The organism is Collinsella aerofaciens (assembly GCF_018785265.1).
GTDB classification, from domain to species: Bacteria; Actinomycetota; Coriobacteriia; order Coriobacteriales; family Coriobacteriaceae; genus Collinsella; species Collinsella aerofaciens_AI.
In genome coordinates this window covers 114,407-132,049 of the sequence record NZ_WQPK01000036.1, presented here as the reverse complement: position 1 = coordinate 132,049, position 17,643 = coordinate 114,407, and the positions used below count along the sequence as shown (strand labels likewise).

General features: G+C 58.6%; 15 protein-coding genes. 11 read left to right on the top strand and 4 right to left on the bottom strand.

Features of this window, described 5'->3' with window-relative positions; translation table 11 throughout:
• Positions 1-3: 3 nt before the first annotated feature.
• From GPK42_RS06460 to GPK42_RS06445, 4 genes are all read left to right on the top strand, one after another.
• A complete protein-coding gene (locus GPK42_RS06460; RefSeq protein ID WP_117746130.1) occupies positions 4-486 on the top strand; it encodes a winged helix-turn-helix domain-containing protein in 483 nt (160 codons plus the stop codon).
• Positions 487-761: 275 nt separating this feature from the next.
• Entirely contained in the window at positions 762-3,521 is a 2,760-nt protein-coding gene (gene mgtA / locus GPK42_RS06455) for a magnesium-translocating P-type ATPase (protein WP_195503701.1), read from the top strand.
• A 30-nt stretch (positions 3,522-3,551) separates the two neighbouring features.
• Entirely contained in the window at positions 3,552-3,707 is a 156-nt protein-coding gene (locus GPK42_RS06450; protein ID WP_117746131.1) for a hypothetical protein, read from the top strand.
• Between the two features lie 375 nt (positions 3,708-4,082).
• The gene (locus GPK42_RS06445; protein ID WP_215694316.1) at positions 4,083-5,036 is read left to right on the top strand and encodes a tRNA dihydrouridine synthase; all 954 of its coding nucleotides are present in this window, start codon (positions 4,083-4,085) and stop codon (positions 5,034-5,036) included.
• Positions 5,037-5,101: 65 nt separating this feature from the next.
• Here GPK42_RS06445 and GPK42_RS06440 read toward each other — a convergent pair whose 3' ends face one another.
• Both GPK42_RS06440 and GPK42_RS06435 read right to left on the bottom strand, forming a co-directional pair.
• Entirely contained in the window at positions 5,102-5,347 is a 246-nt protein-coding gene (locus GPK42_RS06440) for a glutaredoxin family protein (protein ID WP_215694314.1), read from the bottom strand.
• Between the two features lie 51 nt (positions 5,348-5,398).
• Positions 5,399-6,226 carry a TipAS antibiotic-recognition domain-containing protein gene (locus tag GPK42_RS06435; RefSeq protein WP_195363812.1) on the bottom strand — a complete coding sequence of 276 codons (828 nt, stop codon included), beginning with the start codon at positions 6,224-6,226 and terminating at the stop codon, positions 5,399-5,401.
• 141 nt (positions 6,227-6,367) lie between these two features.
• Between GPK42_RS06435 and GPK42_RS06430 the strand changes: the two genes are divergently transcribed.
• The 4 genes from GPK42_RS06430 (at position 6,368) to GPK42_RS06415 (ending at position 11,635) form a co-directional block, all read left to right on the top strand.
• Positions 6,368-7,105, top strand: a complete 738-nt coding sequence (locus GPK42_RS06430; protein ID WP_229028242.1) for a tRNA (N6-threonylcarbamoyladenosine(37)-N6)-methyltransferase TrmO — start codon at positions 6,368-6,370, stop codon at positions 7,103-7,105.
• A 112-nt stretch (positions 7,106-7,217) separates the two neighbouring features.
• Positions 7,218-8,432: a MalY/PatB family protein gene (locus GPK42_RS06425; RefSeq protein ID WP_215694312.1), complete on the top strand. Its 1,215-nt coding sequence runs from the start codon at positions 7,218-7,220 to the stop codon at positions 8,430-8,432.
• Between the two features lie 144 nt (positions 8,433-8,576).
• On the top strand, positions 8,577-9,446 hold the full coding sequence (locus GPK42_RS06420; protein ID WP_215694310.1) for a substrate-binding periplasmic protein: 870 nt from the start codon (positions 8,577-8,579) through the stop codon (positions 9,444-9,446).
• A complete protein-coding gene (locus GPK42_RS06415; protein WP_215694308.1) occupies positions 9,443-11,635 on the top strand; it encodes a hybrid sensor histidine kinase/response regulator in 2,193 nt (730 codons plus the stop codon). The genes GPK42_RS06420 and GPK42_RS06415 overlap by 4 nt, the downstream gene beginning before the upstream one ends.
• Before the next feature lie 69 nt (positions 11,636-11,704).
• Here GPK42_RS06415 and GPK42_RS06410 read toward each other — a convergent pair whose 3' ends face one another.
• Positions 11,705-12,184 (bottom strand): pyridoxamine 5'-phosphate oxidase family protein, encoded by a 480-nt coding sequence (locus GPK42_RS06410; RefSeq protein WP_215694306.1) that lies wholly within the window; start codon positions 12,182-12,184, stop codon positions 11,705-11,707.
• A 42-nt stretch (positions 12,185-12,226) separates the two neighbouring features.
• The gene (locus GPK42_RS06405) at positions 12,227-15,031 is read right to left on the bottom strand and encodes an ATP-binding protein (RefSeq protein ID WP_215694304.1); all 2,805 of its coding nucleotides are present in this window, start codon (positions 15,029-15,031) and stop codon (positions 12,227-12,229) included.
• Positions 15,032-15,267: 236 nt separating this feature from the next.
• Here GPK42_RS06405 and GPK42_RS06400 point away from each other — a divergent pair, with 236 nt between their 5' ends.
• From GPK42_RS06400 to GPK42_RS06390, 3 genes are all read left to right on the top strand, one after another.
• Entirely contained in the window at positions 15,268-15,693 is a 426-nt protein-coding gene (locus tag GPK42_RS06400; RefSeq protein ID WP_215694302.1) for a potassium channel family protein, read from the top strand.
• 11 nt (positions 15,694-15,704) lie between these two features.
• Entirely contained in the window at positions 15,705-16,238 is a 534-nt protein-coding gene (locus tag GPK42_RS06395) for an LOG family protein (protein ID WP_215694300.1), read from the top strand.
• Between the two features lie 125 nt (positions 16,239-16,363).
• A partial coding sequence (locus GPK42_RS06390; RefSeq protein ID WP_215694367.1) for a chloride channel protein occupies positions 16,364-17,643 on the top strand: 1,280 nt, incomplete at its 3' end.

Sequence of the window (17,643 nt, the reverse complement as noted above, 5' to 3'; positions counted from 1 at the left end):
TCTATGCGTACCAACAGAACCAACATCGCGATTACGCCGGCCGAGGCCGCCGAGCTCAGCAGCGCGCTGTTCTCGTCTGGCAGCGCTGCCGCCCTGGAGCTCGCGCCCGTGTTTGCCGATATCGCATCGGGCAAGCTGACTGCTATCGAGCTGGCGGTTGCCGGCTCGCAGGCAAGTGCCGCCACTGGACCCATCGTTATCGGCGAGCTTTCGATCGACCTGGCCTCGCGCACCGTCAAGGTGTCGGACGCGCCGGTCTCGCTCACGCCCAAGGAGTTCGACATCCTTGCCTTTTTGGCGAGCAACCGGGGTACGGTCTTTAGCAAAGAGGAAATCTACCGGGCGGTGTGGCAAAACGAGTATCTGCTCGATGACAGCAACATCATGGCCTTCGTCCGCAAAATTCGAAAGAAGATTGAGCCCGAACCAGACAACCCCCACTACCTGCTGACTGTATGGGGCGTGGGCTACAAAATGGCCGAGTAACGCTTCGGGTATTCGCTCCCATCGATCCAAATAATCACTTTGACAATCCTTGCCAAATCGCAAGAAAGCCGCAAGAAACCAGCCATGTGCTCGGTCTTGCGGCTTTTCTATTCTGTAGACAGTCGCGGACGCGAAAGAGAGGTGAGGACCGTGAGCGGCAGTGACAGTACCAGTAACGCAGGACGAAGTTGCCGGCGCGGGTCCACTTTGATGGGGGCGCGCGGCTGATTCGCCCTGCGTCCGATCGATAGAACGGAGCGAGGCAATTGAAGAAGATGACTATGCGCCATACGCCGTCTGCGGTTCAGGCGCAAAACGAACTGATGAGGCATCGCGCGGAGGGTCGCATCCAGTATGCGGCGACCATTCCGCTGACGGAGGCCCTATCCTGGGTCGGCTCGAATCTCGGCGGCCTTAATCGCGACGAGGTCGCGCACAGCGAAGCCGACAACGGGCGTAACGTGGTCACGCGTGGCAAGAAGAAGTCGATTGCCCGCAAGCTTGCGGACGCGTTCGTCAATCCCTTCACGGCGATTCTGTTTTTCCTGGCCATCATTTCGGCAGCGACCGACATGGTGTTTCCAGCGTTGTCGATGATGGGCAGCACGCCCGAAGACTTTGACCCGCTGACGGTGATCATCATCACCACGATGGTCGTGCTCTCGGGCACGCTGCGCTATATCCAGGAAGCGCGCAGCGGCAACGCGGCCGAAAAGCTGCTCGATATGATTACGACCACCGTGACAGTCACCCGCGAGGATGCCCCTAGGACCGAGATTCCCATCGACGACGTGGTGGTTGGTGACATCGTGCACCTGTCCGCCGGTGACATGATTCCCGCCGATGTGAGAATCATTGAGGCTAAGGACCTCTTTGTGAGCCAGGCAAGCCTGACGGGCGAGAGCGAGCCGGTCGAGAAGGTTCCCGCGACGTGCACCGAGTCCGATTCGGCAACGTCGTTCGAGAACATCGCCCTCATGGGCAGCAGTGTGATCTCGGGCAGCGCGACGGCGCTCGCCTTTAGCGTGGGCGAGCAGACCTTGTTTGGCTCTATGGCATCGAGCCTGTCCGAGGATGCCGTAGAGACGAGCTTTTCCAAAGGCGTCAATAGCGTCTCGTGGGTGCTCATCCGCTTTATGATGGTGATGGTTCCGTTTGTCTTTATGATTAACGGCGTCACCAAGGGCGATTGGCTTAATGCTGGCCTGTTTGCCATCAGCATCGCCGTGGGCCTGACACCCGAGATGCTGCCCATGATCGTTACCACGTGCCTTGCCAAGGGCGCCGTGGCTATGAGCAAAAAGCAGACCATCGTTAAGAACCTCAACTCGATTCAAAACTTTGGCGCGATGGACGTGCTGTGCACGGACAAGACTGGCACGCTGACGCAGGACCAGGTGGTGCTGGAGTATCACTGGAACATCGATGGCCAGGAGGATTCGCGCGTTCTGCGCCATGCCTACCTCAACAGCTATTTCCAGACGGGCTACAAGAATCTGATGGATCTGGCGATCATCAAATGCACCGAGGAAGAGGAGCAAAACGACCCGAGTCTCACCGACCTTTCCGAGGCCTATGTGAAGGTCGACGAGGTGCCGTTTGACTTTACGCGCCGTCGCCTTACCACCGTGGTGCGCGATCGAAGCGGCAAAACCCAGATGGTCACCAAGGGTGCAGTCGAGGAGATGCTGTCGGTGTGCTCGCATGCCGAGATTGACGGCGGCGTTCACGTGCTGGACGACGAGGTGCGCGAGCGCATTTTGGCAACGGTCGCCGACCTTAACGACGACGGCTTCCGCGTGTTGGCAATCGCTCAAAAGTCCAACCCGTCGCCTGTCGGTGCCTTTAGCGCCGATGATGAGCGCGACATGGTGCTGATCGGCTACCTGGCGTTTTTGGATCCGCCCAAAGAGTCCACGGCCGATGCTATCGAGGCGCTGCGCAACCACGGTGTAGCCACCAAGATCTTGACCGGCGACAATGAGAAGGTCACGCGCACCATCTGCAAGCAGGTGGGACTCGAGGTCAACAACATGCTGCTCGGCAGCGATATCGCCGCAATGGACGACGCCGAGCTCGCTCGTCGCGCCGAGGACGTGCAGGTCTTTGCCAAGCTTACGCCCGATCAAAAAGCGCGCGTCGTGTCCGTGCTGCGTGCAAACGGTCATGTGGTGGGCTACATGGGCGACGGCATCAACGACGCCTCGGCCATGAAGTCGTCCGACATCGGCATCTCGGTCGATACTGCGGTCGACGTGGCCAAGGAGTCGGCCGATATCATCTTGCTCGAGAAGGATTTGATGGTGCTCGAGGAGGGCATCATCGAGGGGCGCAAGACCTACGCCAACATGATCAAGTACATCAAGATGACCGCAAGCTCCAACTTCGGCAATATGTTCAGCGTGCTTGCCGCATCCGCCCTGCTGCCGTTTTTGCCGATGATGAGCATCCAGCTGATCCTGCTCAACCTGATCTATGACTGCAGCTGCCTGGCGATTCCCTGGGACAACGTGGACGAGGAGTTCCTGCGCGTGCCGCGTACCTGGGACGCTTCGAGTGTTGGCAGGTTCATGATCTGGATCGGGCCCACCAGCTCCATCTTCGACTTTATGACCTATATCTTTATGTACTTCGTTTTCTGCCCCCTGTTCGTGAGCCATGGCGTGCTGTTCAACGACCTGGCGAGCGTCTACTCGGGCGCCGCGCTGGAGCAGATGCAGCTGGCCTACATCGCGCTGTTCCAGGCTGGATGGTTCGTCGAGTCTATGTGGAGCCAGACGCTGGTCATCCACATGATCCGTACGCCTAAGTTGCCGTTTATCCAGAGCCGTGCCTCGGCTCCGGTGATGCTGCTCACGATGACGGGCATCGCGCTGCTCACGCTGATCCCGTTTAGCCCGCTTGGCCCCACGCTGGGTCTGGGCGCCCTGCCTGTCGAGTACTTCTTGTTCCTGATTCCGTGCATCTTGCTGTACATGGCGCTGGCGACAAGCCTTAAGAAGGCCTACGTCAAGCGCTACGGCGAGCTGCTGTAGTGGGGGATTGATGCAGAAAGGAGCGTTTGCATGAACTGGACGCAGATTTGGATGGACTTGTTTGGCACCACGGAGTGGCTCGGCCTTAACATGGGCTTTTGGGTGGCCAACGGCGTGGTGTTGGTGGTTGTCGTGATTATGAACGTTGTCTTTTGGAGCATGAAACCGCTGCCGAGGGATGAATAACAAGCGAGGGGGCCGCCTGCCGGGCGACCCCCTCGCTGTTTATAAGCACCAGTAAATCGAAGGTGAATGGTTTCCCGAGAAGTGAACGACCTAATTTGGACCCCTGAAGCACCCACGTTTTTCGACGCTAAAACCGCAGGATTTGAGTGATAAAACCGCAGGAATTGGCCTTCCCAAAGTGTCGATGCATCGAGGGTCCGATTTCACCCGTTCACTTCGCGGAAAAGCATTCACCTTCGTTGCGTAAGGCGACGGATGGAAGGGTGATTATCGTCAAGCAGCTACCTCTGCCTTGTGAATCATCTGAAGCACAAGGCATAATGCATGTGACAAAGGGGCAGTCCCTTTGCCGCATTGATCTGAGAGTAGATGTTGATGATTCTATCGCTGGCCCCTATGGAGGGGATTACCGGGCATGTGTTCCGTCGCGTGCATGCGGAGTGCTTCGGTGCGCTCGATTGCTATTACACGCCGTTTTTGCCGCCGCCGCGGGTGGGAAACCGCTTTGGCGGCAAGGCGTTTAAGGAGATCGATCCTGCCAATAACCAGGGGCTCAACGTGGTGCCTCAGCTGATGTCCAAGAACGCAGACGAGTTTGTGTGGGCGGCACAGGTGCTCGCCGACATGGGCTACCGCGAGGTCAATCTCAACCTGGGTTGCCCTTCGGGAACGGTTGTCGCCAAGGGCAAGGGCTCGGGTTTCTTGCGCAATCTCGACGAGCTCGAGGCGTTCTTAAGCGATGTGTGCGAGCGGTCGCCGTTGCCGGTGTCGGTAAAGACCAGGCTGGGGCTGGAGAATGACGACGAATACGAGCGCGTGCTCGATCTGTATTGCCGCATGCCGTTGGCAGAGCTGATCGTGCATCCGCGCGTACAGAAGGACCGCTATACGGGCTTGCCGCGCAAAGAGTTTTATGGCGAGACGCTGGAGCGTGCGCCGTTCCCCGTGGCCTATAACGGTGACATTTTTGATCTTGAGGATATGGACGCGCTGGTGGAGGCCTATCCCGGCACGCGCCATGTGATGTTGGGGCGTGGCCTGCTCGCGAACCCCGCTCTGGCTCGCATGGTCAAGGGCGGCCCTGCTGCAACGGCTGCTGAGCTGCAGCGCTTCCACGACACGCTGTTTGCGGCATATGCAGAAGAGATTGGCGGTAACGCGGTCTTTCGCATGAAGGAGTGGTGGTTCTACGTCAAATGCGCCTTCGCCGACCCCACTACCGTTCACAAACTCGTGCGTAAGACCAAAAAGGTCGACGAATACCGAGCCGCCGTCGAGCGCGTCTTTCGCGAGCAGCCACTTGCACCCATAGCCCGCTTCCACGGCTAGTTAGTCGTTGGGGACGTTTTTTAACGACTAGTCATTTAAGAACGTCCCCGATGAGTACTCTCACGCTAGAGCAGGTTCTTCTGTACCCATGCGATGATGTCGCTCGACTCGTAGAGCGGCTTGCCGTCGATGAACAAGCAGGGAACCTGGCGCTTTCCGCCGACGGCGATGAGTGTCTGCTCGGCTTCGGTATCGGTCGAGATATTGCGCTCGGGGATGGTCACACCGTTATCGGCCAGGAATCGCTTGACCTTCATGCAATACGGGCAGCCGGTCATAACGTACAGCGCGAGCTCGTGATTAGTAGCCATAGGTCTCCAATCGGTTGAGGTTTTGATTGAAATACCCAAAGCCGCCGCGGTCTATGCGCGCGTCAACGAAGACTCGATGGCCTGGACCAGAAACGCCGTGGCTCCGGTGGCGCAGGGCTTGTCGTAGTAGTCAACAAAGCGCTGGTCGGCAAGATAACCGTGGGCGAGGCCCAGGTACGCCTCGTCTTGGGGCTCGCATCCCCAGTTGAGAGCAATCCAGCGACGATGCATCGCGACAAGCTTACGAGCCTCGTTGCTCTCTGGGTCGCCAATGCCCATGGCAATTGAGAGCTGGCCCAGAATAGCGCGTTCAAGTTCCTTCATGTCGTTCCATGTCTCGGGGTCCATGTCCAGCAACGCTTCGTTTGCTGCATCGATAGCCTCATCGCCGTAGCGCGCCCGCGCCTCGGCACCGTAGCGCGCCTCGTTTTCCTGCACGGTGCGCCAGCGCTCCAGTTGCGGCAGGACGGCGCCCATGAGCGAGACGGCTTCGTCGAGCGACATGCCGGTGTTTTGTGCCAGGCGCGGGGCACAATCCTCAATCATTGCCTCCATGGTGGTGTCATAGGTGTACTTGCCGTGGTCGTAGCACCACTTGCAGTAATGATCGGTCGCGGTGCCCGTGGCATCGGTGCCGCAGTCGTCGGGCGTGAGTATCATGCCGCAGCTCTGGCAATAGTGCTCAGGCATTTCGAGCAGGTGGGACAGCGGTTCTCCGGTTACGGCGGCGATGAGCTTCATCATGTCGATGCCCGGTGTGACCTCGCCGCGCTCCCACCGGCTGATGGCCTGGCGTGTGACGAAGAGCTTAGCGGCAAGCTGCTCTTGGGTAAGGTGATGGGCGCGACGGACAGCAATGAGCTTTTCTGCAAAGGCCATAGCGGCTCCTTTCTGCTGGTTGATGGCTTAAGCATACGCGGCGGCAGGCGCCCTTCCAAGCAACCGTTGGTTGCACGACGGGGGACCGCGGCGAAGAATTGCGCGCAACGCCCCACGCCTCCATGCCGTACAATGACCGGCATGGAACCTATCGCACGCATACATACCGACCTGCCGCAGAAGTTCGGCATTCCGCGCAACAGCTTTTTGGCGCCCCATCTGCAGGGACGAATCTTTTTTGAGCCGGAATTTGCCTCCAATGCAGCGGTTGAGGGCCTGGACTCCTTCTCTCACCTGTGGCTGCTGTGGCGCTTCGAAAACGGAACGCCCGGCGGCACGGCTAAGGATATTGCCGTCGACGCTAAAACGCAGGACAGGTCCGGCACCAACGCAAAATGGTCGAAAACCGTGCGCCCGCCGCGTCTGGGCGGAGCCGAACGTGTGGGAGTGTTTGCCACGCGCAGTCCGTTTCGCCCTAATCCCATCGGGCTCACCTGCGTCAAGCTTGATCGTGTCGAGCTCACCGACGATGGCCCCATCATCCATGTGTTGGGGGCCGACCTGCGCGACGGTACGCCCATCTACGACATCAAGCCCTACATTCCGTTTGCGGACTGCCACCCGGATGCGACCGGAGGCTGGATCGAGGATGCTCCGTGGCAAGAGCTCGATGTTGAGTTTCCGCAAGCACTGCAGGATATGGTCCCGCCCGCAAAGCTCCTCGGCTTGGTCGAGGTCCTTCGCCAAGACCCGCGCCGCGCGGGCAGCAAGCACGAGCCACACCGCGTCTATCATCTGGCTTACGCCGGGCTCGACATATCGTTTACGGTCGATGAAACCCAGCTAACCGTAGTTGCCGTCAACGACGCGCAAGACTAACCAGCCATTCGTCCGCACCCGTCAAATTAAGCGCCAAACCCCGCGCCAAAACCGCCCACGCTGGTGGACAATAACGCCTACCAAAACAATCAACTTTGCACGGGAGTCCAGCATGAAATACGACTTCACTTCAATCATCGACCGCCACGGCATGGACGCCATCGCCGTTGACTCTTGGGGTGAGATCCCCGGTATGGCCCCGAACGCACCCGACGAGGGCTTCGACCGCATTCCCATGTGGGTGGCCGACATGAACTTTGCCACGGTGCCCACGGTCCAGGAACACATCATTCAGCGCGCCCAGCACCCCATGTTTGGCTATTTCAATCCGCGCTCCGAGTATTTCGACCGCATCATCGAATGGCAGAGCCGCCGCAATGGCGTCGAGGGCCTGCGCCCTGAACATATCGGTTACGAAAACGGCGTGCTGGGCGGTGTCGTGTCGACGCTGCGCGCGTATGTCCAGCCGGGCGATGCGGTGCTGGTCCACAGCCCCACCTACATCGGCTTTACCAAGTCCATTGAGGCCGCGGGCTATCGTATTGTCCATAGCCCGCTTAAGCTCGACGATCAGGGCGTGTGGCGCATGGACTTTGAGGACATGGAGTGCAAACTCGCCCAAAACCACATCCATGCCGCGGTGTTCTGCTCGCCGCACAATCCCTGCGGCCGCGTATGGGAGCGCGACGAAATCGAGCGCGCCATGGACATCTATCGCCAGCACGATTGCGTGGTGATTTCGGACGAGATTTGGTCCGATATCATCCTGCCGGGGCACAAGCACATCCCGACGCAGTCGGTGAGCGAGGATGCCCGCATGCGCACGGTTGCCCTCTATGCGCCGAGCAAGACGTTTAACCTGGCGGGCCTTGTCGGCAGCTACCACATTGTCTACAACGAGACGCTGCGTGACCGCATCTGCGCCGTGTCCAACAAGACCCACTACAACGAGATGAATGTCCTCTCCATGCATGCGCTTATCGGTGCCTACCAGCCGCAAGGCTACGAGTGGGTGGACGAACTCAACCAGGTGCTTGCCGGCAATATCGAGTACTTCTGCGATTACGTGGACGAGCATTTTGAGGGCGTGTCTTATTCGCGTCCGCAGGGCACGTACATGGTGTTTCTGGACTGCACCGAGTGGTGCCGCGAACATGGCCGCGATATTCAGTGGCTGCTCGACGAGGGGGCGCGCGTGGGCGTGGGGTATCAGGACGGTCGTCCGTTCCACGGGCCCTGCCACATTCGCGTGAATCTGGCGCTGCCGCTTTCGCGCGTAAAGGAAGCGTGCGACCGCCTGGACCGCTACGTTTTTAATGCACGGTAAGTGAGCACTGCATGCGGGGTCTTCTGCCAAGTCGGCTGGAAGGCCCCACACGGTAAAGCGTCTGTAACAATTGGGTGCTCGTGTGGTTTTGTTTGCTATTATCTTTATCCATTTCAGTCTGTAAACAGGATCGTATGGAGCTCGATGAAAAGATCCCGTCGCTCGGTTGCCATTTCGTTGTTTGTTGCGCTTGCAGTGGCGAGCGCTTTTGTCGTAGCGATAGCTGGCTGCTCCGGGTCGAATGACGAGGCATCGACGTCTGCATCAAAAGGCCTGGAGGCCTCGCAGGTCCAGGACGACAATCTTAAGACGCTCAACGTTGGCAGCGACCTCTATCCACCGTTTGTGTATACCGATGAGTACGGCGATATCGTTGGCCTGGATGTCGAGATGCTAACCGAGGCTTTGGCCCGCATTGGTTACAAGCCAAAGTACCAGCTGATCGATTGGGAAAAGAAGAAAGAGCTGCTGGCGAGCGGCGAGCTCGATTGCGTCATGGGCAGCTTTAGCATGACGGGTCGCGAAAACGAGTATCGTTGGGCCGGCCCGTACCTTGCGAGCCGCCAGATGGTCGCGGTCGATCTCCAGAGCGATATCTACACGCTTGCCGATCTTGAGGATAAGATCGTGGCGGTTCAGTCCACCACCAAGCCCGAGGACATTTTGCTCAATCGCACAAATGAAAACGTTCCGCAGATCAAGGAACTCTACAGCTTTTCGGACGGTTCATACCTGAACCCGGCGCTCGTCGAGGGCCTGGTCGACGCTATCGCCGCGCATGAGTCCTCGTTCCTCACCTACGAAAAAGACTATGGTGTGACATATCGCATTTTGGATGAGCCGCTGCTAGAGGTCGGTTTGGGCACCGCTTTCGATATCAACGATACGCGTGGCATCGACGTCAAGCTCACTCATGCCTACCAAGAAATGCTTGCCGATGGCACCATGGAACGCCTGGTGTCAAAGTACTTCGATGATCCTTCGCCATTTTTGAATATGGAGGGCCTGTCATGATCGATGCGCCCGACCACGCTGCTCAGGAGCGGGGCAATCGTTCGGCAGGGGCATGGCTCCTTGTCGCTCTGCTGGGGATAGCGCTCTCGGTTGTTGCCGGCATGATGAGCTACGGTTACACGACGGCCCAAGCCGAGCAGCGCTTTGCCGACGTTGTCGATTACGTGGCGACGCAGAGCCTTTCCTACGATGCATTTAACAGCGCCTATACGACCAAAAACCTGATTCGCGTTATGGAGATTGCCGGAGAGGCGGCTCGCGATATGGAGCGCGACGGTTCGGTGGATAACGCCATGCTGGAGCAATATGCCGATCAGTTCAACGTGAGCGCGCTGATCGTGACGGACGCATCGGGCAATTTGGTGTCCGAGTCCTCGACGGGCGATGTGGACTACGGGTCGCTCGCTACGTATCTCAAAGAATCACCCGTGCTTGAGGTGGCAACTCATCCGCTTAAGTCCTATACCGCCCGCATCACGCTTGCGGATGATTCGGTCGCAGACATTGGCTGCGTGACTCGGCAGGATGGCGAGGGCATCGTTATCGCGGTAAGGCATCAGAGCGCGAAGGCGGTTGTAAGCAATACACTCAAACTGCAGAGCTTGCTTGATGGCTATGAAACCATCGATAGCGGCAATATCGTGATCGAAAGCGACGGCAAGGTCGTTGCGACCAATGCCGTTGAACCCACCGTATTGGGCGTGTTCGATCTGCCTGTGACGGATGCCTTCATTGTCGACGGTATTAAGGATCGATGCCTGGCTGGTAAGGTCAGATTGGTTAACGCCGACGGCGAGTGGTATTTGGGCACATTTGGAAAAGCGCACAAATTCTATGTGTACACCTATGCCTCGGCGCAGCGCTACTTTGAGGTCGTCGCGGCTGTTGCTGCCGGCGTGCTGGTGCTCTACAGCGGTGTTATAGCCGTTGTTGTGACGGTGCGTCGCCGCGCTGATCGTCGACGTTTGACGGACTTGCTGCAGCAGGAGCGCGACTATGGCGACAAGCTGGCAAAGGCGGCGCGTGAGGCCTCGTCTGCCAACTCGGCAAAGACGGAGTTTCTGCGTCGCATGAGCCACGATCTGCGCACGCCCATCAACGGCATTCGCGGCATGGTCGAGGTTGGCGATGCCAATGCGGACGATCTGCAAAAGCAGGCTGAGTGCCGCTCAAAAATCTGGACGGCATCGGGACTGCTGCTCGACCTTGCCAACGAGGCGCTCGATATGAGTCGCCTGGAGAGCGGGCAGGTCGACCTGAACCTCGTGCCCATAAATTTGGTGGCCCTCAACTGTGAAGTGCGCGATATTCTGGAGCGCCAGGCCGAGGAGCGTCTGGTGACAATTATCTCCGACCAGCAGACGCTTAATCATCCCTATGCGCGGGTGAGCGTGACGCACCTCAAGCGTTTGTTGCTCAATATTGCCGGCAATGCCGTCAAGTACAACCGCCAGGGCGGCTATGTCCGCCTGGTGTGCCGCGAGGTGGAGCCAGCGGATGGCGTCCCCGTCTATGAATACACGATCGCCGACAACGGTATTGGCATGAGCGAGGAGTTCCAACAGCGCCTCTACGAGCCGTTTTGCCGCGAGGAACAGCAGGTGGAAGGCGCTTCGTCGGGAACTGGACTGGGCGCGCCTATCGCAAAACAGTTGGTTGAGCTTATGGGTGGAACCATGAGCTTTACGAGCGTCTTGGGGCAGGGGACGACGTTTACCATCCGCCTGCCGTTCGAGAAGTGCGACCGCTCCGAGATTCCTCAGGCAGTGCGCGTGGAGGCGGGCGATGGCGATGCGCTCCAGGGCTTGCGCGTTTTGCTCGTAGAGGATAACGATCTGAATGCCGAGATCGCGCAGTTTACGCTCAGCCGTGCCGGTGCCGTCGTGACGCATGCTAAGGATGGCGAGTCTGCCGTCGAGGCGTTTGCCGCGAGCGCACCGCACGAGTACGACGTGGTGTTGATGGACATCATGATGCCGGGCATCGATGGCCTTGAGGCCACACGTCAGATTCGAGCACTCGATCGCGAGGATGCCGCGACCACGCCGATTATCGCCGTGAGCGCCAACGCCTTTGCCGACGACCGCAGGCTTTCGCGTGAGGCGGGCATGAACGCGCACCTGAGTAAACCCGTGAGCTCGCAGGAGCTCATTGAGGCGCTTGCGCACATAGCCGCCGACGCTCTATAAGCATATGGCCTGGTTCCAAGGTGGGTTGGAACCAGGCCATATTGTTATTGATGAGGCCTGCTGAGGGGCTTACTTTTCCTGAATCTGCTTGCCGCAGAGATGCTCAATCGAAATCTCGTAGAGCTGGACGCCCTTGATGTCCTTGGCGATTTCCTCTTCGACTTCTTCGGCAGAAGGGTAGTACTTAAGGGCGAGCTGGCGGACTTTGTCCTCGATAAACGCGGGGGTGTCATTCGCCAGGCGACAGCGGCCAAAAACCACGGTACTCATAACGTAGGGAGCCCAGTCACCGTCCTTGTACCACTCGTTGCCGTAAACGGTAAAGCAGACCTTGTCATCGCGCTTGAGTGAATCGACCTTGTGGCCGGCCTTGGCGCCATGGAAATAAATCTTGTCGTGCTCGGTGTCAAAGAAGTAGTTGACGGGAATGGCGTACGGGTAGCCATCGTCGCCGTTGACGGCAAAGACGCCGCGCTTGCAGGTAGCGAGCAGCTCGCGCGCTTCCTCGTCGGTGATGGCGCGTTTCTTTCGACGTAAGGGCCTAAACATCGTTGGCTTCCTTTCTGGTCGTGCGTGGTAGTTGAGCACAAACTATAGCGAAACGGATCCGTTTTTCTTGATGCGGGCGAGTATGTTTTTGAGCTTGTTAAAGTCGAGCGGTTTGGACAGATGGGCGTTCATGCCGGCGTCGTGTGCCGCCTTGGCGTCTTCGGCAAAGGCGTTGGCGGTGAGCGCGATGATGGGGATATCGGCTGCATCGACCTTCTCGCTCAGACGAATCACGCGGGTTGCCTCGTAGCCGTCCATGTCCGGCATCATGATGTCCATCAAAATGGCATCGAAGCTGCCGGCGGGATGCGACAGGTACAGATCGACGACTTCGTTGCCGTTGGCGGCGCGGGTGACCACGATGCCCTCGGATTCTAGCAGCGCCTGGGCAATCTCGGCATTCAATTCGTTGTCTTCGACGAGCAGCACGTTCATGTCGGCGAGCGAGCAGTCGGGCGCACTCTCAACCGTATTCGCCCGCGCCTGGGGATTCTCGTCGATATCGAGCGGAATCTCCACGTAGAACGAGGTGCCCACATGGAGCTCACTGGTGACTTCGATGGTGCCGCCCATCAGTTCAATAAGCGACTTGACGATTGGCATGCCCATGCCGGTTCCTTGGAACTTGCTGCGCGCATCGTCACCTTCTTGGGCAAACGGCTCATAGATATGCTTTAAAAACTTGGGAGTCATACCAATGCCGGTATCCGAAACGCTAAAGCAAAAGAGCGCGCGCCCGTTATCGAGTGGCTTGGTATTTGAGCTAAAGGTGACGGAGCCGCCGTGCTTGTTGTACTTAATGCTGTTGTCTAACAGGTTGATCATGATCTGTCGGATATGGGTGGGACTGCCGATCATGTATGGCCCCGTGGCGTACGGCAGACTATTGTCCTGCATTGTGATGGCGTTACTGGACGCGCGGAGCTTGCACAGCACCAGTGTATCGTCACAGAGCTCTTTGAGGTTAAAAGGCGCATGCTCCAGTGTTAGCTTGCGGTCTTCGATTTTGCCCATCTCGAGGATGTCGTTGATCAGCGAGAGCAGGTGATTGGCGGCAACGCGCGCCTTGGCACGGCTCTCGCGGGCGACCTGGATATCGCCTTCCTTCAATTCCTCGATCTCGATAAGGCCCAGGATACCGTTGAGCGGCGTTCGGATGTCGTGGCTCATGCGCGTGAGGAATGCCGTCTTAGCGGCGTTGGCAGCGTCGGCTTTTTTGCGCTCGGTTCGAGCGCGCACGAGCGCCCAGATGAGCAGGACGATACCGACCGACAACATACCGATGAGGGCAGCTGCAACGGCGGCACGGTTGCGATAAAGGAATTGAAGCGTGTTGGATTCCTGGGCCGTGTACGACGTGGAGGAGTAATTACTTGCGGAGAGCGATTCTCCGGCATTGATGATGCCCTTGTTAATGATTCCCAGCAGTTCGGGCTTGCCGCGCGAAATCCAGCACGCGAGGTCACAGGTGTCAGGGAGCTCGGCCGTCTCGTAACCTTCGAGATCATAACGGTCGCCGATGGTTTTTATGCGTGAGCTGGGAGCGACGATGCAGTGCGCCGTTCCCTTCCTGAGGGCGTCGAACGCTTCATCGTCGGATTGGTATTCGGTCACGGTCGCTGTGGGAAACAGGCTTTCAAGTGCATTTTTGTTGACAAACGATGATTTGGTACAGGCGATGTTCTGAAGGTCTTTGTTCAGGTCGCTGCCGGTGTGGATGGCGGTGAGGGACACGGTCCCCAACGATGCCGACTGCACAACGCCTGATTGCTCGGCAACCCAGTAATCTCGGTATACCGGCAGCGCAACGTCGATGCTTCCCTTTGACAGGGCCTTTGACATCATCTTGTAGTTATCAAAGGCGACGGTTTTGACCGTAATGCCAAATTTATCGTGCAACGTCGTCGCAAGCGATGCGAGCGAACCTTCCATTTTGCCGTCTTCGTCTTCGTTGCAGTAGGGGAGTTTGCCCGTAATGTAGCCGAGCGTGATGGTGTTGTCATTTGCTTCGAGCCAGGAACGTTCGGGGCCGTTGAGCGATGATGAACCGCTGTTTTGGGCCGAGTAGTTAGATTTGACTTCGTCGATATAGCGTGGGTTGACGCGGGCGATTGCCGACATGGCGGCATTGATGTCGTCCCTTAGGTCGGGGCGGCTTTTGGGGACGGCAAGGTAGTAGTCGCTCGAACCAACGTAGAACATGGGTGACGCATCGGGCGACGAGAGCGTGTCGTTCATGATGATGGCGTCGACCTCGCCGTTTGTGAGCGCGCCAAAGAGAACGGAGCCTCCGTCATACTCCCTGTATGTGCAGGTGATTCCTTCGTTGGTGAGCCACTGCTGGCCAACGAAGGTTTGCATAACGTCGGGGTTGTAGCCGATGGTGAGGCCTTGGAGCGCTTGGGGGTCACCCTTGGCCAGATCGTCGCGATCGGGCTTGGCGTAGATGTAGTAGCGCTCGGTGCCCTCAGGGTTCGAGGAAAAGAGCAGCTTTTGGGCGCGTTTCTCGGAGTAGGAGATGTTGGGCATGAGGTCGATCTCACCTGCCTCGAGCATGTCCATAAGCTCGGTGAAGGTGCCGGAGACGTATTCGTACCGCCAGCCGGGCGTGTAGTACGACAGGGTCTGGAGGTACTCGTAACCCCATCCCGAGAGACGCTCGCCGGGGGTGCCGTCCTGGAAGCCCTCGTTGTTGACGAGCCAACCAACGCGGACCGTCTTGACTGACTGATCGGAGTCGGCGGCAAAGGCGGGGGCGGGCATGATGGTGCTCAGTACGGCAAGCGCGGCAAGCGCGACGGCCAGGGTGCGATATATAACTGAACGAAGGACAGCGGCAGCTCTCACATGCAATCCTAACGAATCGAGACATTACCGCATAAGGATACCAGCTCAGCCTGCCCAGTCGGCAGCTGCACCGCTAAACGGTCCCGCCCGGCAGTTGGGGACTTAACGACTAGTCATTGGGGACGTTCTTGTTTGACTAGTTATTTAAGAGCGTCCCCAATGACTAGTTTCGTTTGCGGGGGAGGCGTGGGACAATACCGAGCGAATGTGATTGGTTGTCCGTGGAAGGGGTCGCGATGAAAAAGCTCAGGACGCTTGCCGATGTGCTGCGACAGGCTGGCTTTGCACGCATCACGGGCCTGTTTCTTATTTTCTATCTGCTGTGCTCGACGGCCGTCTGGCTGTCCGAGCCTACGACCCTCACGTTTGGCGATGGTCTCTGGTTTAGCTTTGAGACGGTCTCGACCATCGGCTTTGGCGACATTCCGGCCGAGACACCGGTTGCCCGCGCTATTACCGTCATTCTGAGCGTCATCAGCATCTTCTACATCGCCATGCTCACGGGCGTGGCGGTGAACTACTGCAATACGCTTATCAAGATGCGTCAAAAGGACACCATGGCGCGCTTTATGGACGATCTTGAACATTTGGAAGATCTCGATCGCGGTGAACTCGCCGATCTGTCACGCCGCGTGCGCGAATATCGCCGACGCCAGCGCTAGAGGGGGGCTAAATGAATATCACGGTATACCTGGGCGCGAACGTCGGCAACGACCCGGCGTTTCTGCCCGCAGTGCAGGAGCTGGGCGACTGGATTGGCGCCAACGGCCACGCGCTGGTATACGGCGGGTCCAAGTCGGGACTGATGGGCGCGCTCGCCGATAGCGTGCTCGAGGCAGGCGGACACGTGACGGGTGTGGAGCCGAGCTTTTTTATCGAGGCCGAGTTTCAACACGACGGTATCGACGATCTTATCGTGACGAGCGACATGGCCGAGCGCAAGGCCAAGATGATCGAGCTCGGCGATGCATTCATTGCCTTTCCCGGTGGGACGGGCACGCTCGAGGAGATTGCCGAGGTGATGTCCGCGGTGTCGTTGGGGCACCTGAGTGCTCCGTGCATCCTGTATAACCTGGGCGGTTACTACAACGACCTCAAGGCGCTACTCGGGCACATGATCGATAAGGGCTTATCGAGCCCGCAGCGCCAGCACGGCATCTACTTTGCCGACGATTTGCGCGAGATTGCCTCGATTATCAACAGATAAGTCTTGAGCCTGCCCCACTACGACTCCCAATGGTGCCGTTTGCGGCGCAGATGGTTGGCTCGTCCGGGCAACGCTCGCTCTACAATAAAACGCATCTATGTCGACTTTGACCGCGGGAGGACCCGATGGATAACCTTGCCAAACCCACAAACCGCGCGCTGTTTTTAGGTAGCGTTTCCGTGACCGGTGCGTTTGCAGGTGCCGCGGTCTGGCTGTTCTTCTTTGCGATGGAGCACGGTATCGACTATCTATGGACCGAGATTCCGCACGCGCTGGGCGTCTCTTCGCCCGAGCTTGCCAGCGGCCCGTTTGGCTTTTTGCCGTACCCGTTTTTTGTCTGCCTGCTGGGCGGCCTGTTAATCGGTCTGTACGAAAAGATGACAGGCACCAAGACCGATGACCTCAACCAGGTGATGGCTAAGGTTAAGCAAGACGGGCGCTACCCGTACGACAACCTGGGCAAGCTTTCGCTCGCGGCATTGCTGCCGCTGCTGTTTGGCGGAAGCATTGGACCGGAGGCCGGCCTGACCGGCGTTATCGCTGGTCTGTGCAGCTGGGTCGGCGACCGCATGCGTCGCTTTGGCGCCGAGTTTAGGGAGCTTACACTGCTAGGCACCCAGGCTGCCCTGACGGCGCTCTTTACCGCGCCCGTGTTTGGCTTTGTGGCGCCGCTTGCCGGTAGCGCCGACGGCCAGGGCGAAGACGCCGACGATGAGTCCACGTCCGGCGAGATCACCATCAAGCTGCCCAAGGCGCAAAAGACGGTGGTCTACGGCATTGCGATTGCCGGCGGCCTGGGCACCTATCTGCTGCTCGGCCAGCTCATGGGCGGCGGCATGGGCATGCCCAGGTTCGAGTCCGCCGAGGTGGGCAACCTGGAACTTACCTGGCTCATTCCGCTGGCGTTGGTTGGCACCGCTTGCGGCTGGCTGTACTTTGTCTCCGAGCACGCGAGCGAAGCGCTTGCCCATGCAATAGGGGAGCGTCCTGTCGTCAAGGCCATGCTAGCCGGTCTGGCGCTCGCCATCTGCGGCACGGTCCTGCCCTACACCATGTTTGCCGGCGAGACCCAGGCCGACGTGCTCATGGAAACCTACTTGACCATTCCCGCCGGCGTGCTTATCGCGACCGGTCTGGTCAAGGCCATGCTGACCCCCGCCCTCATCAACCTTGGTTGGCGCGGCGGTCACTTCTTCCCGGTTATCTTCTCGGGCGTAAGCCTGGGCTACGGACTGGCCATCCTCACCGGCGCCGATCCGGTCTTTTGCGTCGCCGTCTGCACGGCATCGACGATGGGTGCGGTCATGCGTCAGCCGGTCATGGTCGTGGGCCTGCTGCTCATGTGCTTCCCACTCAAGGGTATCGTCTGCATGATCATCGCCGCCGTTATCGCCGCCGGCATTCC